At 42.1% G+C, this 23685-nt stretch carries 15 protein-coding genes and 1 tRNA gene; 6 read left to right on the top strand and 10 right to left on the bottom strand.

The genetic code is table 11. The features are described from left to right. Window positions 1-60 precede the first annotated feature (60 nt). The 5 genes from R7E00_RS09060 (at window position 61) to dndE (ending at window position 7378) form a co-directional block, all read left to right on the top strand. Window positions 61-2088, top strand: a complete 2028-nt coding sequence (locus R7E00_RS09060) for a DNA phosphorothioation-associated putative methyltransferase (RefSeq protein WP_262606279.1) — start codon at window positions 61-63, stop codon at window positions 2086-2088. A 217-nt stretch (window positions 2089-2305) separates the two neighbouring features. Beyond that, a complete protein-coding gene (gene dndB / locus R7E00_RS09055; protein ID WP_053320519.1) occupies window positions 2306-3385 on the top strand; it encodes a DNA sulfur modification protein DndB in 1080 nt (359 codons plus the stop codon). Then, the gene (locus R7E00_RS09050; RefSeq protein ID WP_021453027.1) at window positions 3382-5013 is read left to right on the top strand and encodes a DNA phosphorothioation system sulfurtransferase DndC; all 1632 of its coding nucleotides are present in this window, start codon (window positions 3382-3384) and stop codon (window positions 5011-5013) included. Before dndB ends, R7E00_RS09050 begins: the two co-directional genes overlap by 4 nt. A gap of 8 nt (window positions 5014-5021) precedes the next feature. Then, entirely contained in the window at window positions 5022-7031 is a 2010-nt protein-coding gene (dndD, locus tag R7E00_RS09045) for a DNA sulfur modification protein DndD (RefSeq protein ID WP_262606278.1), read from the top strand. Next, window positions 7031-7378 (top strand): DNA sulfur modification protein DndE, encoded by a 348-nt coding sequence (dndE, locus tag R7E00_RS09040; RefSeq protein WP_213917106.1) that lies wholly within the window; start codon window positions 7031-7033, stop codon window positions 7376-7378. The genes dndD and dndE overlap by 1 nt, the downstream gene beginning before the upstream one ends. Before the next feature lie 51 nt (window positions 7379-7429). Here the strand turns inward: dndE and R7E00_RS09035 are convergent, their stop codons facing one another. The 6 genes from R7E00_RS09035 to R7E00_RS09010 all read right to left on the bottom strand — a co-directional run bounded on the left by R7E00_RS09035 (window position 7430) and on the right by R7E00_RS09010 (window position 18722). Then, window positions 7430-9136, bottom strand: coding sequence for an AIPR family protein (locus tag R7E00_RS09035; RefSeq protein WP_213917105.1), 1707 nt, complete (start codon window positions 9134-9136; stop codon window positions 7430-7432). Window positions 9137-9274: 138 nt separating this feature from the next. Beyond that, window positions 9275-10144 (bottom strand): phosphorothioated DNA-binding restriction endonuclease, encoded by an 870-nt coding sequence (locus tag R7E00_RS09030; protein ID WP_262606277.1) that lies wholly within the window; start codon window positions 10142-10144, stop codon window positions 9275-9277. Window positions 10145-10252: 108 nt separating this feature from the next. Then, entirely contained in the window at window positions 10253-15394 is a 5142-nt protein-coding gene (dptH, locus tag R7E00_RS09025; RefSeq protein ID WP_262606276.1) for a DNA phosphorothioation-dependent restriction protein DptH, read from the bottom strand. After that, on the bottom strand, window positions 15375-16715 hold the full coding sequence (gene dptG, locus R7E00_RS09020) for a DNA phosphorothioation-dependent restriction protein DptG (RefSeq protein ID WP_054576709.1): 1341 nt from the start codon (window positions 16713-16715) through the stop codon (window positions 15375-15377). Before dptG ends, dptH begins: the two co-directional genes overlap by 20 nt. A 1-nt stretch (window position 16716) precedes the next feature. Further along, window positions 16717-18312: a DNA phosphorothioation-dependent restriction protein DptF gene (gene dptF, locus R7E00_RS09015; RefSeq protein ID WP_054576708.1), complete on the bottom strand. Its 1596-nt coding sequence runs from the start codon at window positions 18310-18312 to the stop codon at window positions 16717-16719. 333 nt (window positions 18313-18645) lie between these two features. Beyond that, window positions 18646-18722, bottom strand: a tRNA-Arg gene (locus tag R7E00_RS09010). 203 nt (window positions 18723-18925) lie between these two features. Between R7E00_RS09010 and folD the strand changes: the two genes are divergently transcribed. Continuing rightward, on the top strand, window positions 18926-19786 hold the full coding sequence (folD, locus tag R7E00_RS09005) for a bifunctional methylenetetrahydrofolate dehydrogenase/methenyltetrahydrofolate cyclohydrolase FolD (protein WP_005382297.1): 861 nt from the start codon (window positions 18926-18928) through the stop codon (window positions 19784-19786). Between the two features lie 67 nt (window positions 19787-19853). On the opposite strand, the gene R7E00_RS09000 is transcribed toward folD, so the two are convergent. From R7E00_RS09000 to R7E00_RS08985, 4 genes are all read right to left on the bottom strand, one after another. Continuing rightward, a complete protein-coding gene (locus tag R7E00_RS09000) occupies window positions 19854-21053 on the bottom strand; it encodes a NupC/NupG family nucleoside CNT transporter (RefSeq protein ID WP_005382298.1) in 1200 nt (399 codons plus the stop codon). Between the two features lie 257 nt (window positions 21054-21310). Further along, window positions 21311-22255 (bottom strand): LysR family transcriptional regulator, encoded by a 945-nt coding sequence (locus R7E00_RS08995; protein ID WP_017634801.1) that lies wholly within the window; start codon window positions 22253-22255, stop codon window positions 21311-21313. Between the two features lie 88 nt (window positions 22256-22343). Continuing rightward, the gene (locus tag R7E00_RS08990; protein WP_005388330.1) at window positions 22344-23315 is read right to left on the bottom strand and encodes a lytic transglycosylase domain-containing protein; all 972 of its coding nucleotides are present in this window, start codon (window positions 23313-23315) and stop codon (window positions 22344-22346) included. A 48-nt stretch (window positions 23316-23363) separates the two neighbouring features. Continuing rightward, entirely contained in the window at window positions 23364-23645 is a 282-nt protein-coding gene (locus R7E00_RS08985) for a YcgL domain-containing protein (RefSeq protein WP_005382303.1), read from the bottom strand. Between the last annotated feature and the right edge of the window lie 40 nt (window positions 23646-23685).

Raw genomic sequence — 23685 nt, 5'->3', positions numbered from 1 at the left:
GGCTGAGTAAAATCACATGGCATATACTTACCCCTCATAAAACGCAGCTAGAGCAATGCTATGAATGAAAAAATTTTTTTAAAACTAGTGTCACAAATCAAAATAGGAAAACAGCTTCCAAACGCGGTTTACCTTCATAGAGACGCATTCAGTGCTTTGCCTAACACCTTAGCTCAGTTTATCCCTGCGGTAGCAAAAGCGGTAAGCCTTGATGACGAAAGTTGGAATCTAGTTAAATTGTTTAAAAAAGAGTTCCGCTTGTCCTTACTTTACTATCCTGATTTCTATAGCGACTCCTACCCTGCGCTACAGCAAAGCATGAATGTCGACTTATCAAAACTCAGCCATAAAACCATGAGTTACAATGACTCCGATAACCCGCCGATTTTACATCGTAAAGAAACCATGGTCTTGCCTGAAAGCAAATATTACGAACACTTTTTTTCCCTCACGCAAGAAGGTGAAAATGCAGGCCTTTATGTAAACAGTCGTATTATTGGTTTCAAACGATCATGGGAGAATATAATTAAACGTCATGGTTATGCGCTAGTTGATGGTCGTTTGTTTCGTTGCTCAGCTGTGCCGCAGTTAGCCGAGATAGGAGTAGAACGACACCGAACAGCTTTAGTCAGGCATGCGTTGTCTGCTCCTATGAGAAGTCTCGTAAAATATGGATATTTAGAAGGCAATCATTCTATTTTTGATTATGGCTGTGGGCGTGGTGATGACTTAAGAGAGTTGGAAGCTCATGGATTAGATGCTCTTGGGTGGGATCCAAACTTTCAGCCCGATAACGACAAAGTGAGTTCTGACATCGTCAACCTTGGCTTTGTTCTGAACGTGATTGAAGACCAAGATGAACGTTTAGATGCTTTGTTAGGTGCTTGGGAGCTAGCGGATAAGTTTCTTGTTGTTTCTGTCATGCTTGCTAACGAAAGCTATATCGCTCAATTCAAACCCTATAAAGATGGAGTGATTACTTCCCGTAATACCTTTCAAAAGTATTACGCTCAGTCTGAGATAAAGGCTTATATTGAACGCAGCTTGCAAGAGGATGCCATTACCGTTGCACCCGGCATTTTTTACATATTCAAAGATAAGCTCGAAGAGCAGCAGTACTTACAAAGCAAATACAAGCGCCACCATAAATGGCAGCAACTCACCTCTCCAGAGCCTGTCGAAGCAAAAGACAAAGCCAAGCTTCTGATCACTCAAAACCAAGAACTTTTCGACGCATTTTGGAACACATGCTTAACGCTAGGTCGCATACCCGCTAACGAAGAGTTTGAGCAATCAGACAAAACAAGAGCACTTATCGGCTCACACAAAAAAGTGTTTGGTCTGTTGCAAGAAATGTTCGACACCAAAGAATTCGAAAAAGCAGAAAAGCGCCGTAAAGAAGACCTGTTGCTTTACTTTACGATGGGACTGTTTGAGAAGAGAAAGCCTTATACGCAACAACCAGAATCACTCAAGCGCGATATTAAAGCTCTATTTGATGATTATAAAACCGCACTTAATCTCGCTGCAGAATTGCTGTTTGCGATAGCCGATACAGACCTAATCAACACGCAATGTGAAAAGGCCCACAAGCAATTACCTGCAAGTTTATTGAATGAGGGACACTCTCTTATCCTACATCGTGACTACATCGATGATTTACCACTCTTACTGCGCACATACGTAGGTGCGGGTTTACAAATGTATGGCGAACTGGATGAAGAAATCGATTTAATCAAAATCCATATCACGTCAGGCAAGCTAACCTTAACTGCTTATGACAACTTCGAGCACTCTGTACCATTTCTGGTCGAGCGCATCAAAATAAAAATGGCTGAACAAGATATAGACTTCTTTGACTACGTAGATGAGAAGCGCAGACCACCACTGCTCAACAAGCATCTTTATATGCCATCCGAACACGAGAACTACAAAAAGCAGCAGAGCTTTGATAAGCGATTAGGGAAGTTAATGGAGTTTGAACCAACTGAAGAGACTCAGATGGTTCGAGCAGAATTTGAGGTGCTTTTAGGCAAACACAATAAGGAAATCAGAGGGTTTAAAGTAAATAAGAAAGCATCCACTTAAACCTTCAGAAAAAACAGACCTTGCCATGGAAATCTAACGTCTATCCCTGTAAAATACTCGACCTATTTTGGCAAACCAATGCAATATTTCGCAAATTTGAAATGACTGCATAACAAACTAGATCGAAAGTATGTCATTTTTTGACAAACTAAAAACTATTAACTTTGCTTACTTTTAGTTTTTACGTCAAAAAATAACAAACTAACTAAGGTTTCACATGCAAAATCAAGATTCAGGCTATTGCTACTCCTTTCCTGCTGTTAGAGGTATTCAAGCAGGACGTCCCTTTTACATTGCAACGTGCCCTCTTAGGATCATTCCTAAAATTTTCAGTTACAACGAAGACGACGTTCCGCCTGAGCTAAGAGCTCAACGAACGTTGAATAAAACTCGTATTCCAGAAATGGTTAAGTACCTTCTTGATAACCCAAAAGATTATGTTTTTTCTGCACTAACAGTATCTGTAGGTGTCGATATATCATTTGAAGATCATGATGGTGCACCGAATTTAGGAACTCTAAAAGTTCCTATGGATGCCCAAATCTTGATCAATGATGGGCAACATCGTCGTAAAGCAATCGAAGAAGCCTTAAGGGAAAACCCGGACTTAGGTCAGGACAATATCCCTGTGTTGTTCTTCATTGATGAAGGACTTACACGCAGCCAACAGATGTTTGCTGATCTCAACAAATACGCGGTAAAGCCTAGCCCGTCTCTGGGTACGCTGTATGACCATAGAGATGAAAGCTCCGAGCTTGCTCGCGAATTGGCAACTAAAGTTAAGCCTTTCATCGGTTTAACTGAAATGGAGAAATCCAATATTAGCCCTAAGTCGAACAAGCTATTTACTTTAAGTAGCATCAAACAATCGACTCGCGCACTCTTGAGCAAAGGTCCCAAGGACGGCTTTAACGAAGAAGAAAAGCAACTTGCAGCTGAATTCTGGGAAGAAGTGACTCGCCACATAAAAGATTGGCAATTGGTTATTGATAAAGAAGTATCACCAGCACAACTTCGCCAAGAATATATACATGCGCATGGCGTCGGGTTACATGCCATCGGTGTCCTAGGTAAACACCTACTGTGCCAAGAACCGAAACAATGGAAAGAAAAGCTTCAGCAGTTGGGCAAAGTTAACTGGTTAAAAACCAATCCGGACTGGATCAAACGAAGCATGAACCACGGCAAACTAAGTAAGTCGACACAGAACATTCAACTTACTGCCAACGCACTAAAAATTGAACTTGGGTTACCACTAACCCCAGAAGAGAAAGCTCTAGAGAAGCAGTTATCATGATACACGAGCTAAAACTGGCAGAAGACCTAGCCGAATACGAAGACTTTATCAACGCAGAAGACTTCGCAAATAACAAACTAAGCCACTACATTGCAGATGTGCAGCGTGTCTACTGTGCAGACAAACGCCCATGGGTAATTGGCTACAGCGGTGGTAAAGACTCATCAGCAGTAATGTCGTTAGTTTACTTGGCACTACTTGGCTTAGAGCCAAAAGACCGCCAGAAACCGGTTTTTGTTGTATCTTCAGACACACTTGTTGAAACACCTGTTGTTGTTAACCACATCAAAGACTCGTTGGCTGCTATCGAGAAAGGCGCGAAGCGCGATAACCTACCTATCACTTGCCATAAAGTCGTCCCTAAAGACAATCAAACATTTTGGGCAAACTTGCTTGGTAAAGGCTACCCAGCGCCAACACGTTCTTTCCGTTGGTGTACAGAACGAATGAAAATTGATCCTGTGAGCGACTTTATCAAGTCTAAAGTCTCACAGTTTGATGAAGTGATTGTAGTACTTGGCTCTCGTAGCCAAGAAAGTGCCTCACGTGCGCAGGTCATCGCGAAACACAAAATTGATGGCTCACGATTAGCCCGCCACACAACACTTGCAAATGCGTTTATTTTTACCCCTATCGATACATGGGGTGTAGATGATGTTTGGAAGCTACTGCGTCTTTGCCACCTAGAAACTAAACAAACCCCGTACGGACCTAAGAACATTTGGATCGATGAGTATGATCTTGAATGGGAAAATCCGTGGGGTGGCAAAAACCTTGTGCTGTGGAATCTCTACAAAGACTCTTCTGGTCAAGGCGAATGCCCAATGGTCATTGATGAGACAACACCATCTTGTGGTAACTCTCGCTTTGGTTGCTGGACCTGTACTGTCGTAACGAAAGACCGTGCAATGGAAAGTCTTATCCAAAATGGTGAGCAATGGATGGCCCCTCTTCTTGAGTTTCGTAATAAGCTGTCAATGACAACCGATCCTGCGAACAAAGAAGAATACCGAAATCATAAGCGTCGCACAGGTAAAGTTAGCTACCAATACGCAAAAGAAGGCGAGGACATCGCAACCGAACGTAAGCACGTTCCGGGACCTTACTGGCTGAAATATCGTCGTCAGTGGTTGCGCGAGTTGCTAGAACTGGATAAGAAGTTTAAAGCTGAAGGAAGAGAGATAGAGCTGATCACAGTACCTGAACTTCATGCTATTCGCCAAGAGTGGATTCACGATCCAAATGAGCCAGACTGGGACGACTCTCTGCCTACTATTTTCAAAGAAGTTTATGGTTACGACCTTGATTGGGTATATGACGATAACGCAAGTTTTGGTAAAGATGACGCACAGCTCATTCATGAGCTTTGTGACAACTTTGATATTGAACCAGAGATGATCATGAAGCTTATCGAGCTAGAAGTCTCGATGGAAGGGTTAAGCCGTCGTAGCGGTATTTCAAATAAAATCGCGTCACTATTGAAGCGAGACTGGGGTAGCTTGGAAGAGATCAAACAAAAGCATGCTTCTCTGCAGAGTAAAGCTGAGTTTGATATTCACCAAAAAGAGATCGAGCGCTACAACGACCAACTTGCCGAGCTAGATAAGCTGCTCCAAAAAGAGTTTTAAATACTGAAATGTTAATTACAAAACTAACTCTAAACAACTTTCGAGTGTTCCGTGGCGTACATGAAATCGACTTGCGCCCTGCTCCTGCTCGTCTGAGTAAAAATGGCCCTATTGAAGGAACCGAACGACCAATCATTCTGTTTGGTGGCCTTAACGGTGCTGGTAAAACATCAATTCTGACAGCTGTACGACTTGCTCTTTTTGGCCGTCAATCATTTAGCCAAGTGTTGTCAAATGGTGAGTACGTTGATGCGCTTTCCGACCTTATCCATAAAGGCGTCGGTCATGGTGGAGTTCAAGATAACGCATCGATTGAACTTGAGTTTAAATACAGCCAAAACGGCGAAGAAAACACTTATAAAGTGATTCGCGGCTGGAAACGCGGTAAGAAAGATAATCTATGCCTTGAAAAAGACGGAGTTCAAATTCCCGAGCTCAATTACGATCAGTGTCAGGGCTTTCTAAACGAATTAATCCCAACAGGCATCGCTGACTTATTCTTTTTCGACGGCGAAAAAATCGCAGAACTTGCTGAAGATGAGTCTGGCACGGTGCTAAAGACTGCAGTTCGTCGTCTATTGGGCTTAGATGTTATCGCAAAGCTCAAGAGTGACTTAAATATCTTCTTGAAAAAACAAGGTTCTAGCGCACTAAGTCAATCGTTAAAAAAGGAAATGGATTCTCTTGATGAGAAACGTATCAGCCACGAGCGCAATGCAGAGAAACTTCGCGGTGAAGCGGACATCGTTGACGCACAAATTGAGCTCGTATCACGCGATATTCTTAGTCTAGAGAACAAGCTGTCACAGAATGGTGGGGCTTGGGCAAAAACCAGAGAAGATGAGCAGCAAAAAGTAGATAGCTTGCTTAAAGAGAAAGTAGAGCTTGAAAAGCAAATCCGTATGGAGATGGAGACAAGTCTTCCATTCGCGCTAGCACCTAGTGCAATGCAGCGCCTTCAAACTCAGATCAAGCAAGAACAACAGATTAAGAAGAAACAGAACTTTGGTAATGAACTGGACTCATTCTTAGAAACACTGCGTTCAAAGTACCCAAGTTTTGATACAGAGATGGCTCAAAGTGCGATTGCTGATAGCTTTAAAGCACACGTAGGTGAGTTTGATTCTGCCGAGCTGCTTTTGGATATCTCCGACCGTCAAGCAAATACTATTGACTATCAACTCTCAAATCTGGCTCGAGAATCTTTTTCACGTTTCGATGAAGCACGAGTGCGTCTTCAAAAAGTCGAAGAAGAGATAGACAACGCTTCAAACAATATTGCACGAGCCCCTGAGCAAGAGCAGGTGCAAGAGCTTTTTTCGGACGTCCGCGCATTAGATAAGAAAAAAGAAAAGCTGATTATCGAATACCATGCTTTGCTCGAAGAAGCAAAACGTGAATTGCGCCAAGCACTAGAGACAGCTCGTCAAATTCAGAAGCTACACGATAAGAATAAAGATCAATCCAATAAAGATCAGAGTATTAGCAATGCCCAAAACTCAATCTTATTGCTTGAGAAATTTGGTGAGCAACTAACTAAAGCTCGCGTCAAGCAGTTAGAAAACGAGTTCGTCAAGTCCTACAAGAAGCTAGCTCGTAAAGAAGATTTGCAGCTATCCGCTTCAATTAACCCTGCGTCATTTGATGTTGAACTAGTCGATGAATACGGTATCAAGATCAATCGCAAAGCAATGTCTGCGGGCGAAAAACAGATCTACGCAATCTCGATTCTGGAAGCACTAGGCCGTACATCTGGTCGTAGGCTGCCAATTATTATTGATACACCACTAGGTCGCTTAGACTCTCACCACCGTGATAAGCTGGTTGAGAACTACTTCCCAACAGCAAGCCACCAAGTTGTGATCCTATCGACAGATACAGAGATCGATAGAAACTACACCAGCCTTATTCAAGACGATATTGCGCGCACTTACGAAATCTGCTTTGACGGTATAACTAAGTCTTCAACCTTGAAGGAAGGTTACTTCTGGAGAGAAACAACTAAGGAGGCTGTGTAATGCTACCTAATCGTATGAACCTGACTCGCACTACTGAAGAACAGCTTAAAAAGTTGAAGGGCTATACTGGTATCACTCCAAACGTATCGGCACGTATTGCTTTCTTCCGTTCAATTGAAAGTGATTTTCGATACCAAGGCCAAGAAGCTAAGTTAGATGGCTCACTTGTACTAGATAAGTACACTTGGCTTGGTGAGACTAGTGATGTAACTGAACTAATGCTGAAGATGTACTACCCAAAGCTAGATACGAAAGCGTATCAACAAGCTTGGGCTGCACATGTTGAGGATGGAATAGCGTCCATTAGAAATCATCGCAGCTTAACTGGTGTTGCATCTTCAGTGTAGTAAATAATAATAAGCTCCTCCCCTGAGGAGCTTATTTTCTTAAATGAAGAATTAAGGTTGTAACTCTAAACTATTAAGTAGTGACTTTTTAAATAGAGCTGAGCCCAGTGCTTTTACGGGAGTAATTTCTGGTTGATCCTCCAAATACTTAGCCAAAGAACTTTCTAACTTATCAATAAGTTCAGAGATTGATAACTCTGGCATTAGATATTTCAAATATATAACATAGTAATATTTAAGCTGATTACCCTTAATCTTAAGAAGTTTAAATTCTTTTACAATATTAAAATAACATTCTATAAGCATAGGTATTTCGGTCATCTCGAAGTCAGTTATAAATAATTTTTTATATCCTCCTTCAAACATATCTTTCACACTACTTGTTGTTTTATCTGGGTTACCAGACTTAGCTTTTAGCAGTTTACCGAGAAGCTCCATATTTACAGTGTATTTATAGTCTTTGTCTTCTTTAGGCCCTGTATCGCCAGACTTTCTAGCATATGCTATATTGAACTCATCTAAGTAACGTTCAATCTCTATTTGTTCAGAGGCTAGCGATTTTAAGTCAATTGATTTAATTGGGTTCTGACTATTCGTATATTCTGCTATTTTATGTGATTCATTTAACTCATTATCTGGCATGAACATTCTGACTAAAACTTCAGCATCATAAAGATAACTCTCTAAATTATCTTCATCATCTTGATTGAATTTATGAATAGTTCTTAGGGTTTGCCCCCCATTAACAATTTGTATGCCGGATAGTTCAAGTTTTATACTCTTATTTCCTGGGAGCGGTTTTGACTTTATATCCTCTGCAATTAAAGTAATGCCATTGTTATACATAAAGAATTTTTTAGGCCCAGTCTTTAAAGAATCCGCTATATTTTCATTGTATTTAGACCTTTTAACCAACCCACGGACATTATCGAATAAAACACTAAAATCCAGATCACTAGATTGAAGTTTGGATGCATCTTCTAAGTTAAGAGTCTCACGAAGCTCATTGTCATCACATGTAATTCGCAAGATCTCACTACACTTAAGTCTTGCAATAAAGGACTTCGCTGACGCTTTGTTATCTTCGGAGTAACTCATTATGGCATCGCTATCGATTAGCAACTTCGCATCAATTTTCTCTGGGCGAATTGTCATAAAGCTAGCTATTGTTGATAAAGCTAATGGTTTTACCTTGATAGCGTAAGTTGAAGCAAGGTGTTCAAGCTCTTTATTGTGCTCCCTAACTTCTTCCGCATCATTACTAACTTGATACAACTCAACAGTCCATTCATCTGTTGGACGATTTAAAATAGAAGACACTTTATATATCTTCTCTTTAACATCCTGAGGGTATTTATTGATAAGTTTCTTATCTTCTTGAATGGCAAAGTTTAGGAACTTAGTAGACATAAAACTATCGTTCAACTTTTGGGTATAACCTGGCTTAAAGTCTTTTCGATATTTGAAGTTAAACAACTTAAGTTCTTTTGTATTGTCATTTAAATATATAGCATCTACACCACAGTCATTTACAGTTCGGTCAAAAACCTTCCTATTGAATGCAGTATCAATGACGGATTCGGCTAGTGTACAAACATCCGATTCATTACAAACCTGTTCGAGTATGTAAATATAGAAACCTAATCTACGTCTTTCTACTTCATCACTACCTAGGTTTGTGCCAACATTATCTTCAAGAATCTTAGCATATCTATCAAGTTTTTTGTTTAATATAATATAATCATTTCTATTCGCCATAAATCACCACCTCACTGACTACTCTAATATTATTTTAAATTAATAAATTCCACTCTAAATATAAAAAATACTTATTCAAAAAATAAAAAGCTCCAATTTAAAATTTTATTCATGTTTAACCTATACATTAAAACCTTCTCATGAGGACTTAAAAACCTCTCTTACATGCCATTCAACAAAATTATCCGCTGGGTATAAAGAGGCCTCTCTTGGCAAACTAATTTGTTTGTTTTCGTAACGCCAGATTAACTGTTCAACCATAGCACCACCCATCGCAGCAGGAGAAACCTGCACTTTTAGGTCATTATTAAAAGCAATGACACCTTTATCTAATGCCTTATGGTGAATGCTACAAAGAGCAACACCGTTTGAAACTTCGCACGCACCAGAATACTGCTTCCATTTGATATGCGCAGCTTCAATACCAACAGGGACAGTATCTAAAGCCAAATCAAAACCACACACTGCACATCTATAGTTGTAAGCGCGTAGAACATTTATCCGAAAATTGGGATCACGCTGCTTAGTTGACGTATCAACTTCGAAACCAAAACGAACAAACAACTCCTCCTGTAACGTATCAGGGAAATTGTCTTGGATTAACTTGGAAGCTATTTTGTCTATCAACTCAGGATTAGAGATCAAGTTCTGGTATGAATTCGCATCAAACCCAGCCATTACATTGTATTTGATTAGCTCTGATTTTTTAGGGTCTGTATTGCTTTTACGAGGAATACACTCTTCACCATTTTTTAATTCCCAAAATGGATCTTGCTCGTTAGCTAAACGCCAAAATGGATACTCCGGATGGTAGGCTTTTCGCGAAAGGCCATACTGAACCAGCAGCTCTTTTACCTGGTTATCCACTTCACTCTCAAACTGGAACAAGCGCTCATGGCCTTGCTTATATTGAGATAAAGCATATAACAACATTAAGGGTTTATGCGGAGCGCGTTGATCTCCACGTCGCCAGCGTGAGATCGTTTGAATTTTATCGATGAGTTCCATTACTAACACCCCAAATGATATGCATCTAATTATACATATGACGTAATGCATTAGTATTAGTAAGGTCAAAAAAAACGCCCTAAAAGGGCGTTTTAAATCAAAGTTTTGCTACAACAGCTCCCAAAATGCTCGATCTCGCATCTTGATTATCTTCTTAGCACCATCGATGTATAAGCTGTAGTGCTTTTCTAGCTTATTGATGGTTTCCATCAGCTTCTCTTGCTCAGCCTTCTCGTTCACACCAAACATGGCTTTAAGCTCTTGCGGACGAATCTTCGCAACGCGGTGAATGACCCATGTAAGCACATAACTTGAGTAGTCGTTCTCACCAGTTTGGAAGTGCGTAATGTCTTGAGTAGACAGAATCACACCAACACCATACTCACGACCTTCTTTTAAAATCTTGCGCAAACTTGGGAAGTTTTGAGACATGAAGTTGTCGGCTTCGTCCACCAAAATCATCTTGGTGATTTGTCGGAAATCGCCTTGAACTTCTGGCTTACCTTTCTTCTGCATTTGTGAATAGAACAAATCCAGTGTTAATGCCACTACGAGGTTTTGGATCTCTGATGGGTAACCTGCCAACTCAACAACTGTAATGCCATCAACAAGATCGTAAAGGCTCATACACTTGCTGTTGTCGTCTTCGAAAATCTCCAGTTCGTATAGGCTTTCAAGTGCCGCGTATAACGAATCTTCATCAGGTTCAGTTTCAATAAACAAGTCCCACACCTGTGAGATTGTCGGTGCTGGTTTTGTCCAAGTGCTTGGATCCGCTTTGCGAATACCAGCCAACTCATAAGCTTCACCCACCAGCTTACGTAAACGCAGTTGCTGTTTTTGTCCTAAGCCAAAAGCTTTGCCCATGGTTTCAGAAAAACCACGCGCAGTGTGCACTGGCAGCATTGGCATGTCACCAAACAAACTCAATGGGTTATATGGCAGTTTATGAAGGTTAAACTTCTTACCCACTGTCGCTTGTTGGAACTTGTCGTCTACATAATCGGATTTGTAGTCGAAAATAAGCATGCCAATTGGCGCACCGTTTACGTTGTCTGCCCGATTGCGATAAAGCTGTGTAATCACCGATTTAGTGAACTGAGTTTTACCCGTACCCATAGTGCCTATGATACCGGTGTTGGTATTCATAAACTTGGCGGTATTAGTTGGTTCCCAGTTCAATGGTGCTTGTGTCAAAGCATTGTGACCAAAGAGCACATTTAAGTTAGTACCCGATGGCTGTGACTTGAAGGTATCTACTGCTTCAGCACCTTGCACCGAAACGTCTTTCTCCGGAGCAGTTTGATCTCCTTCGACTTCAAAGCAACGATCTTCAGATTCAGTGTCTAACTCAATCTCAGAGTCAGCTGTTTCTTGGTGTACGTTTTCACTCGTAACATCTGTTTGGCAGTCGGCTTCGAGCACTTCTGCTTGAGTTTTTCCACCTAGAACGTATTCGGTCGGTACGTGGCATAACTTGACGATATCTAACCCGTTAAGCACTTCTTGAAGTGGCGTTTCGACCAAACGAGGAAGCAAGCCCATCGGAAGGTCAACTTTTAGTACGCCTTCCAACATTTGGTATTCAGGTTGCAAGCAACCTGCGCCCTCAAGATTGCTGACAACAAATCCATCTGGGTAATCAGCCACTTTTGCTAGCGAGTAATCGCCTTTCAGCCACTCTTCTTTGTTGTCTAGCAGTGCGTCAAAGTAGTCTGGAGCGAACACGTTGTACAAGCGGTACTTGTCTACCTGTATTAGCACTTGGCGCATGAACAGACCGCGGTAAAGCTTGCTTGCAAGATTGTCATTCCCAAGCAGATCTTCGCTCAGGTAACGCAACAACTCTTTTGATTGCTTGACTGCTTTTTTGTAGTCAGGAATTGAACCCGTTTTTACTTCCACTGGCAGCAAGTACATGTCTTGCCCTTTAAAACCAACGAGCAATACATCATCAGAAATCTCACCTTTTTTGTAACCATGAACGTTGCGCGAGAATTCACTGTCGGACATTTTCAGGCCGATGTTTCCTGAAACACGGATCATTTCTGCCACAGAAAGCGGAACCCAAGTGATATCTGAGTTATGCACTAAGCTGGTCACAAACTTATAAGCACCAATAACACCTTTGCGCTCTTTGTTGATAGTTGGCGCGCAGGTCATCATCTTCAACAGCCAATCGCCATTAAAGGCATTGAACTCGTTAATTTGCCCACCATCACCCTGCTTAATGACTTTTTCGAACAGACCACGCTGCGCCGTTACGGTAATCGCATCATAGCTGGATGAACTGGTGTACTGATCGGAATAGTGAATTAGCACTACATCTTCATTGCTGTGGAAGAAGTCTAATGTCACTTTTGGATCAATGATAGTTGTCCAAATGGAGCTGTCGTACGAGCGCTCTAACAGGCCTTTGAAGTCTTCACTCACTGCAAGCGCAACTGCGTTAGTACCGTTGTATGGCGTATTTGGCTTTAGTGCAGGCTTTAGTAAAGCACCAACGTACTTCGCCATCATTAGGTGTGGATGGTCTTGGTAATCAATCCCCTTCAAACCAAAGCCAGTAAAGTAAGAGCCCGAATTACTCTCGGATGCATCTCCAGTTAAGAGGCCGTCACATGCAATCCCAGAAGTCATGTCTTCAATCGCTATATCCGCACAGTCCACTTTGCCGTTGTTTCGGAAGAATGAAATATGCGCATAAGCCTGACCACCCTTCTCCGCTTGTTCATTGGTGAACTTACTGTACGTGAGGCGGGTTCGCAGAATATCTATGATTGTGTCAGCAAGCTCACGAACTTTCTTATTTCTATTTAGCTCTAAGCTTTCCTTTAACTCGTCGTAGCTTGCCGCCTCTGCAAAACGGTCAAAAGCGTTGAACGTCAGCTTGTCATCATAAAGGTTTACATGGACACAAGCAGCTTGTTCCAAGTGACTGCGAATGTAATCCACTAGCCCCATGAACAGTTCTTCTGCGCTATCTTGATTCACAGCGTTAATGATGATGCTCTTCTCAGAACCTGTGAATAACTGACAAAATGCGGTTTGGAACTCATCGATTTTTTCTTTGACGAGTTTACGAACGAATGTCAGTGAGCTCTTCTCTTGAGGGACACTTTTGATCCAAAAAGCGTTTTCTTTGACTTGTTGGTTGTAAGAAAACTCATGCTGAGGATGATAAACGTATGGTAATAAGCCTTTAGGCGATAGGCGCTCGAACGTCACATCTGGCAAGCTAGCAAAGCTTTCATCTTGACGAATCACTTTGCGTAGGTTTAGGTAGTAAGCCAAGATTAACGGGTGAAACGGAGAGTAATATTCTTCGCCTTCAGATTTAACCAAACCAATTTGCAGCGCTACTTTTTGCTCTTTGGTCAGCATACTGCCCGTTGGAATCGCTTCAAAATAAGCAAGACTTGCATCTACTACATTTTGTACAAGTGTCGTGAAATCATCCCCCCAAGAAGCTAGAGATGGCGTACTACGGCGCTGCTCAAGGTAATCATACAATTCGACATAGGATGAATGCATTGCGTCATCAATGGCTTGCACCTCATCCAACTTGATTGTGTCACAGTCAGAAATAGAAACGACTTTGTCATTGATGAAGGCTTCTTCCCAGCGCAGCAGTTTTAAACGAACACCAGGTACAACAAATTCGCTGTTATCAATGCCAACTTTACCTTTTTGGGAGTAAAACTCGCCGTTGTATTCATCTTTGAATAACTTGTGGTAACGGCCTCGGTTGAGTAGCAAAGGCAAGCTCAACGAGTCTGTTGCTACTGCACCTTCGACATTGAACTTAAGCTGGTTGTCACCTGATTTAACAGCGAAGTCAATCTCATCCGCTTCATTGGCAAGAGCCTCAAAGTCCACCACTGAGTATTCTGCAACGTTTACAACTTGTTTAGCATCTGTCAGAGCACAAACTGCACCTTCCTCAGCTTGGATTTGAAGCTGATTCGCTTCCATATTCAACGTTAAACGTTGTTTAGCAGGAGTAGGCTCGATCAAAAAGATGTTTTTGATCGGCTCGATATAAAACTCACCCTTACGAATAACGAGGCAACGAAAGTTGTATACCTCTGATTTATTCTCACGCTTCAACGCCAAATTGAAAAATAACGGCTCGTTATTGTAAGTGCCTTTTAAGCTTGCGCGGGTAGTCTTAAAACCATTCAGCGTTGAAATAACTTCTTTATTACCAAGTGCTTTGGAAGGTTGAATTTTAAACTGGTTTTTATCTAGATTGCTTGCACCTTGGAAAATCAGCTTCAATTCAAAGTCATTGATGCCTTCATCTAGCTCAATGATAAGGTGACGATCACGCATACCGGCTTTAGTTTCTGAGCGGTTACGCGCAGTTATGGTCATGCCTTCGCTGGCTTGCTCCTCTTCAAGGACAAGTTGCTGCTGTGCATTGCGTTTTTTCTCTTGTAGAAACGCTTCAAACTCAACATCTTTCCAAGCATCTGTTTCAGAGAAGTTTTCGTTAATGAATTTTTCACCAAACGACTTCAAACGATCCTGAAGCTGATCACCGAAGTGCTCGACTTCAAAAGAAAGTTCTTCATAAAGAACACGGTTGTCTTCAAGACGTTTCTTGATTTGCTTCGAGTTACCACTCATCTCTGCAACTAGTGGATCTTCAAACATACCAAGTTCATTGAAGCGCAAATCACCATCTTCCACAGCTTTATATAGTGACTCAAAACCGAACATGGTCGCGCCATCTTCAAGGATAGCATCAAACTGATCATCCAAAAGACAGTTAGACACATCACGGCCTTTGTCTTGTTGATCAATCAGTCCTTTCATCGCCGCTTTGATCTTGCTTGGGCTCCACACCTGACCAAACTGAGCCAGATCCTCTGCCGAGTTAATCAACGTATCCAACAAGCTATTGTGAATCACCACCAACGCGCAGCCCTTCAAGTAGCCAGACTGGCCTGCAACTTCATCACGTAGGTGAGAGATATAGTTTTCTGTAAAGCCTTGGTACTCAGCAGGATCTTCACTATGAATAACAGGTACGATTTTACAGTTGGACAACTGAATAAATGGAAGCTCGATACCGTTGCTAGCACTAATGCTACTTTGTGAATGTGCGATCATCGCTTGGTACAAACGCACACTATTTTCACTATCTGGTGACTTGAACTGATAACGGAAACCTGCCTTGATGTGAGCTTCAGCATCAGCCAGAAACTGCTCAACTAGAAATGCCTCAAATTGTTTTACGGACATAAACTGCGTCTCCACTATCACTCATGCGCTCAACGTTACCAATGCGCTCATAGAATTTAATTAGTTCTTGTTCGGTTTGTTTATCAACGAAAATGCCACGCTGTTTAAATGCAGCTATCAGTTCGTGGAAACGGAGTTTATCTTTTTCTCCAACTACAAGGTTGGTTAATAAAATGATGTAATCTTGGTTAAGTACCAACACTCGACCACTGCGACCTCGGCTTTGAATGAAGTGAGCAGCAAGATACTTCTCTACTTCAGAAACGTATTTTTTGTTGATGTTGAATCGCTCGCCGATACTAAACTGTGCCATGGCTAACTTCATGATGTTGCCAAGCCAGTCCAGCGCAGATTCCGATTCATCAAGTGATGTATCAAGTCCGCGCTGTGCTTTAAATGCCCGCGCAAAGTTCTCTAAATCGCTCTTTAGGTGTTCATAGCGAGATTCTTGAATACTCTTTGAAATCGCCCACAATGGTACTTTGGATACACTCTTGTCGCCCATGCTAGGCTGAAGAAGCTCTAACATTGTCAACATTGGGAACAAACGAGTCGCGGATTCATTAAAAAGCTTGTAACCGTGATTTTTGATGTGCGTACGTTCATTACTAGCACGCTCATGATCCATGATGAAGTACAACGGCTTCGCTGTTGGCTCCTCACCAGATCGCCAATCTGTGAGAGATAGGCTTAACTGAGCGGTGTAAGCAAAACCGTAAAAAGACAAGAACGATTCAATTTCACTCAACAGGTACTTAGGTCGACTTGCCAAAAACTTCAAATCATCACGAAATGCTTTAGATAGGTATGGCAAGTATGGATGCTCACTTGCTTGCATCGATGAATCACTTTTCATCTTGCCACGCAGAGTTGAAAGCATCTCTCGCTCGATAAAGTTGAGTTTTGCATCAAACTCTTCGACACGCATGTTCTGAAGTAAGTTGGTAAACATAGAAGCAACACGAGAGTCACTTGCTGCAAACTCACCTTTTTGCGCACGAAATAGTAAAAGCTCAGGGCTCACAGAGAAGATATCTTTGTTATCAAAGTACATCTCTCGTAGTACTTCCCAAAACTCTTCTTCGCCTAATTTCTCTTCAAACGCAGACTGACAATCAGAGACAAAATCCTCGTATTTGTAGCCTTCAATCTTCTTACGTAATAATCCACGTAATACAAGACCAATCACCGCATCGCTATCAAACTCATTACCTTTGGTGCGAATTGGCAAATAACTGTTCAAGCTGTTTTTATTGGGTACGTCTTCCGCCGTTTGTGGCAATTTTTGATTAAACGGCTTGATGTATTTATCCATTGTCATCTTACATACCACTCACTTCGAAATATTCGTCATCTTCATTGACGATCTTGTAGCGCCTATCATTTTTTAGGATAAACAGGGTGTTCTTCTCGTTTGCTACCGTGATGATCTGTTCAATCACCTCATCTAACAAAAGCACCGCATTTTTATCGTGCTTATTCGGTCGATATCCCTGATTAATCTTTTCTAGCAACTCAAGCAAGTTGATACTTATTGGCATAGGAAGAAGAGAGTGATCATCAACTTTAATATAAGCATTGAATGCCCCTATCTTAATCACGCCTTGCTTCTGAATAGACTCAAAATCAGGTTTAACCTCTAACTCTGCCGCAGTTTTAAATCCATTGTATTCCGAGATAAAAAACTGGTCTTTATCAAGCGTGGGGGAGTTACGGTTGCAGTAACGGTGGATAGCCGAAATTAAGATATCTTTATAGAACTTGTTGAGATCTCTTCTCTGCTTAGCTGAACCATCAAATTTGCGATGAAGCAACCAGATATTTGCATACTGGTTAACTAGGGAGTTATCGAAGTCGACTTTCAACTCGTTGATGTATTCGTTTGCAAACCGCTCTTCATCTTTGAGCAAGTAAACCATGCGCAGATAAGAAGCAGCACTTGATACGTCAAATACACCGAGTGGCTTCACTTGTTCTTTCAACTGAGTAAAACCTTCATCTTCAATGCCTAAACCAAATTGCAAAACAAACTCATCAACCTTGCGAGTATGAATATTGCCTGGGTCAAAGCTCTGAATGTGCTCCAGCAGCTCGTTATCCGCGCCAGAGAATAAGTTGTCGAAAAGGTAACCATCCGTTGCTAAGATCTGAAAAACAAAATCTAGTAAAGCACGTGCCGTTAAAAATTGGTCTTTGATCAAACGCGCTTTGAGTAGTAGAGCGATAATGTTCTTTTGAACGGAATCCAAACCCAATAAAGCGTAGTTTGCAGTCAATACGCTATGACCGGACTTTTTCACCTCATTGTCGTAGAGCGCGTAAAACGGGTTATCTAAAGTTGGCTCAGTTAAGCGAGCAAGGAACTGAGCCGCAAAATCGGATGTGCTCACTTCGTGGCCAAGAGTGAATTTCGGATACTGTTCGAAATCTAGAAATGTATGGTTTGCTGGAATGTCGTCCGTTTGATTTTCCAAAAATGCCTTTATCGACGATTTCACATCGCTATGTTGTTCAGCACCTTCCTCAGCATAGTTTCCCAACATACCAATATTAATGCCAACAACGAGTGGCTTGTCATTTTCTTTGAATTGACTGAAACGCTCATCTAACGCATGGATCGCTGTCTGGCTAGGAGTAAAGCTATGTGTCGCATCAAGATGAAAATCATGCGTTGTTCTATGTTTTTGGCTGTATCGCGTCAATATCTCCGACTTACCATCGCCACTACTGCCACATAAAAAAATGATTTCATCTTTTTTTGCAGACAGAAGCGCTTTCTTGAAATCAGTTTCAATTTCAGTTTCGATATAGATGTGATGCTTGTACTCGGCCAGAAGATCTTGATTTTGCTCTCTTTCGGTGCTCACCGCATAGGGTGAGGACTTGGAGAGGATGCTGAGGGCTTGTGCTAAATTCAAGGTTATTTCTCTTCAAATATGAATAACAGATATTATTTATGAGCGTAAATATTATCAAATCCCAAAATTACTTTATAGCATACCGTTTGAGGATGTATATATTGAGAGATGAAACGTGAATATGCGATTAGTATATTATCTAATGAGTAAAAAAGTTAAATCTTCCCTTAGAAAAACATGAGCTAGCTGACATTATTGTTAGTCAGGTATTCCAACTTATGTATGATTATCAGCTAAAACAGTGCTAGCCACCAAGTTTCGCTTTAGAAAAATTCGTTTCCAGAAACGACAAAGCCCCGACAACTCAAAGAGTTATCGAGGCTTTTGAATAAATGGCACGCCCTATTGGATTCGAACCAATGACCACATCCTTAGAAGGGACGTGCTCTATCCAGCTGAGCTAAGGGCGCGCTACAGGGACAGGATTATACGAGTTCAAACGGGTAAATCAACGGGTTTTCATAACATTCTGATCTGAATGCCTAAAAAAAGTCCATTAAAACGCTTAATGTTCAAAAACACCACAAAGCAAACGTTTGCGTATGGATGTTAATAAGAAATTCTGCGACAATGCGCCGCAGATAATCTGCCTTCTTAATTTATAAGGAAAGTCATGACTGCTCAAAATATAGACGGAACTCTCATTTCCCAAACTGTTCGATCCGAAGTGGCTGCACGTGTTAAAGCACGTGTTGAAGCTGGGCTACGTGCTCCTGGTTTAGCAGTGGTTCTAGTTGGTGAAGATCCTGCTTCTCAGGTTTATGTCGGTAGCAAACGCCGCGCATGTGAAGAAGTTGGGTTTGTTTCTAAGTCTTTTGACCTTCCTGCGTCTAGCTCAGAAGAAGAGTTACTAGCTCTGATTGATGAATTAAACAACGATGATGAAATTGACGGCATTCTAGTGCAATTACCCCTTCCTGCGGGCATAGACACAACACATGTTTTAGAGCGCATTCACCCAGAGAAGGACGTGGATGGCTTCCATCCTTACAACGTTGGTCGTCTTGCGCAGCGTATTCCAAAGCTTCGCTCTTGCACGCCAAAGGGCATCATTACCCTACTCGACCGTTACAACATTGAGCTACGTGGTAAACATGCGGTTGTGGTTGGTGCATCAAACATTGTTGGTCGTCCAATGACACTTGAGCTGCTGCTTGCGGGCTGCACAACAACAACATGTCACCGTTTTACCAAAGACCTAGAGAGTCATGTGCGTCAAGCTGACGTTGTCGTGGTTGCGGTTGGTAAGCCTAACTTTATCCCTGGTGAGTGGATTAAAAAAGGCGCAGTGGTGGTCGATGTCGGTATTAACCGTCTTGATTCAGGCAAACTAGTTGGCGACGTGGAATACGACAAAGCACGTGAAAGTGCGAGCTTTATTACTCCCGTTCCTGGTGGCGTTGGCCCAATGACCGTCGCAAGTTTAATTGAGAACACGATGCTCGCTTGCGAACAGTTCCACACAGACAAATAACGTAAATTTCAGATACGAAAAAGGCTCCGCAAGGAGCCTTTTTGCTAATTGTTGATATCTATTTCAATTACAGACTTAAAATCACGCCCGCAATGGAAGCGCTCATTAAGTTCGCCATGACACCAGCGATAATCGCACGGAAACCATGCTTAGAAACAAATGCACGCTTTTCTGGTACCAATGAGCCCAACCCACCAATCAGCATCGCCATGCTTGAGATGTTTGCAAAGCCACACAAAGCAAACGTCACGATTGCTTGTGAGTGTTCACTAAGTTGAGACTTCACTTCTGCAAGCTGGATGAAAGCGACGAACTCATTCACCACAATCTTGTTACCAATCAGCGAGCCTGCTGTGGTTGCTTCTTGCCATGGTATACCCAACAACCAAGCGACTGGCGCAAACACAAAACCTAGGATGAGCTCAAAACTTAAGGGGGTCCCAATAAGATCACCTATCCAGCCTAACATGCCGTTTAGCATTGCAATGACACTAATAAACGCAAGTAACGTACCACCGACCGATACAGCAATGCGTACTCCCGCCATGGCACCATCGGCTAATGCTTCTACTACGTTGGTTGCACGTGGAATTTCAACTTGGCTAATGTCGATATCTGCTGCTTTATCCGTATCTTCTGGCATTAAAATTTTTGCCATCAACAAGCCGGCAGGTGCCGACATAAATGCAGCAGCAATAAGATAGTTGAGGTCGACACCCAGTGATGCGTAACCGACCAACGTTCCGCCAGCAACTGACGCTAAACCACCTGTCATAACTGCAAAGAACTGCGAGTCAGTCATGTGTTTTAGGTAAGGCTTTACCATCAATGGTGCTTCAATGGTACCGACAAAAATGTTTGCTGTTGCAGACAAAGACTCCGCACGACCGATACCCAGCAGCTTTTGAATACCACCACCGATAAAGTTAATGATTTTTGGCATCACACCAATGTGATAAAGACCTGAGATAAGAGAGGAGAAGAAAACGATGATACCCAGAACATTGATCGCAAAGGTGAAGCCCCCTGTCGCCAAATTACCGAATAAAAACGCAATGCCCTCTTGACCATAGTTGATCAAATTCGACACAACACTGCTCACTGAATTCAGCGCATCTCTTCCTGCTGGTACATATAAAACCAACAACGCAAACAGTACCTGCAAAGCAAACGCAAACGACACCGTTCTCAGCTTTATATTTTTTCTATTTGTAGAAAGTAGCCATGCTAGGAATAGTATGGCTACGATACCAATAATTGAGTTCATAAAATGAATCCGACGGAAGGGGGATATGGAAGGCACCGGATTGTATAGCGGACTCAAAATGCTGCAAGTTGAGGATGTTAACAGTGTGAAAAGTTTAAGAGACCAATAACTGACCAATAAAATAACCACTTGAATTTATTGAAGATAAACGTTTGCTTATTTTAATTGTTTCCATATGGAAAATATGTTTCTGGTTCAGGAAAAATTTTTGTGAAGTGAATCACTTTATGTGTCGTTCTACAACGTCATTGATCCTGTTATTTAGGAATAGAGATGTAAGGTGCTAAACGTTGGTCCCAATGACAAGGGTTGCCGATCTTCTGTTTGATAAAGTTAATCACTGCGGATATTTTTTTTGGCATATGTTGGCGGCTTGGGTATACCGCATAAAACGGCATCGACTGGCTAGCTTTCCAGTCAGGTAACAGCTGTATTAACTTACCCGTTCTGAACTCATCACCCAGCAAGTAAGTGGCAAGGTAGGCAATACCCCAACCTGCAATAGCCGCATCCCGGACGGCTTCTGCCAGATCCACTGAATAGTTACCCGAGACTTTTACGTTCAATTCTTGCTGATCTTTGGTAAACGCCCACCCCGTATAGTCACGCTCCCAGCTTCTGTATATGAGGCAGTTGTGAGCAGATAGGTCATCCGGTTCTGTTGGCGTGTCATGTTTCAATAAGTAATCTGGCGATGCCGCAACAACAAACTGGCAATCCGTCAAACGCTGCGCAATGTAACCTTCAGGCAAATGCTCGTTGTTGGTTACCCATAAATCGAGCCCTTCGGCTAACATATCGACCTTATAGTCAAACAGATGTACTTCCACTTGAAGTTGAGGATACAGTTCGCGTAACTCTTGAATCGCTGGAATAATGTGTAAGGTACCAAATGATTGCGACAACCCAAGACGTACCAAACCTGCTACTTCATCCCGCTGGGTTTCCATCTCTAATGTGGCGCTGCTCACCGCTTGTACCACTTGCTCACAGTGATGAAAAAAGGTTTTCCCTGCCTCTGTCGGCGTAAAGCTTCGCGTAGTGCGTTGAACAAGCTTGATACCAAGAGACGCTTCTAACTGACTCAACTGTTTACTCACATGAGACACCGACACGCCTAAGCTCTTTGCAGCAGCTGTGAAGCTTTTGTGTTTAAGAAGAGCGGAGAAAATCACCATTTGTGCGGCACGTTCAGATAACACGCTTTACCTCGATTTGGTTATAGAAAAAACAAAGGGCTCCGAAGAGCCCTTGTATTGAAGACTGGATGCCAAATTGTTTGATGGCAGATCAGTATTTAATGCGGTCAGCCAAGTGACTCACAGCAAGTGCGAAGTAGTAAGAGCGGTTCCACTTCATCAATACGTTGTAGTTATTGTAAACCAGATACGTACGACCATTCTCGTCGTCCGGCATGATCAACCATGCTTTGATGTCTTCATCCAGTTTTGGCAACGGGCTACCGTCATATTTTGTGATACCTAATTGGCTCCACTCTTGAAGGTATTTGCCTTTTTCAGCCGTGCGCCCTTCTAGGCTGCGATCAATATTTTTAGGAACCTTAACTTGGCGACCCCAAGTATATTTATCATCCCAACCAGACTTGCTCAAATAGTTAGCGGTTGATGCAAACACGTCCGCTTCAGATTGCCATATGTCTTTTTTACCATCACCGTTGCCGTCAGCAGCAAAACGAAGGAAAGAGCTTGGCATAAACTGGCATTGACCCATCGCACCAGCCCATGAGCCTTTAAAGTTCTCTAGCTCAATATGGCCTTGATCGAGGATCTGAAGTGCCGACATGGTCTCTTTACGGAAAAACTCTTCACGACGGCCTTCAAATGCCATTGTGGATAGTGCATCAATCACTTTAAAGTTGCCGGTAAACTTACCAAAGTTACTTTCAACTCCCCAAAGTGCCACAATAAAGCGCGGGTGGACACCGTACTCATCGCCTATACGCTTTAGCTCAGTGTAATGCTCTTTGTAGAGTTGTCTGGCTTGCTTCACCTTCCATTCAGGCACCGCGCGAGGAATGTACTCATCCAATGTCAGTTTCTTTTCTGGTTGGTTTCGGTCCGCTTTTACTGCTCGGGGCTTGTACTCAACATTAGCAAAAGCAGCACTAATGACCTGCTCTGAGATACCTTTATCACGAGCTTCAGCACGCAGCTTATTCAAGTATTCATCAAAACCCTCGCTACTAGCAAAAGCCGAGGTACACATACCAACGCTAAGCATGGTAGCCAGTATTTTTTTCATATTGCCCTCCTTGAGCAAGGCAGAAATCCCAGATGAAAAACGATGACGTTATTCGCCTTTCTGCTGGGCTTTTTGTTCTTTGTACTTTTCTAATAGGTTCTCCGGCGGCGGTGGAACCTGAAGAAAGAAGCCATCATTTTGTAATGAAGCCTTCACTTTTTCGATATCAACTTGTGCCAATTTACGGCCATCAAGTTTAATCGTCATGACAGCGATAGGCTTACCGAACATCTGCATTAAGGTGTCAGGAACCTGTGAAAAATCATCCTTTTTCGGAATATAGAGATAAGTACCTTCTTTTTTCGAGCTTTTATAAATAGAACAAAGCATGACACGCCTTTTATGCTGATTTAGCCGCGTTGAGTGCGGA

Source organism: Vibrio sp. Vb1755 (assembly GCF_033338635.1).
Classification (GTDB): domain Bacteria; phylum Pseudomonadota; class Gammaproteobacteria; order Enterobacterales; family Vibrionaceae; genus Vibrio; species Vibrio alginolyticus.
Note: the sequence above shows the minus strand (reverse complement) of the source record. Positions and strands in the feature narration are given on the sequence as shown.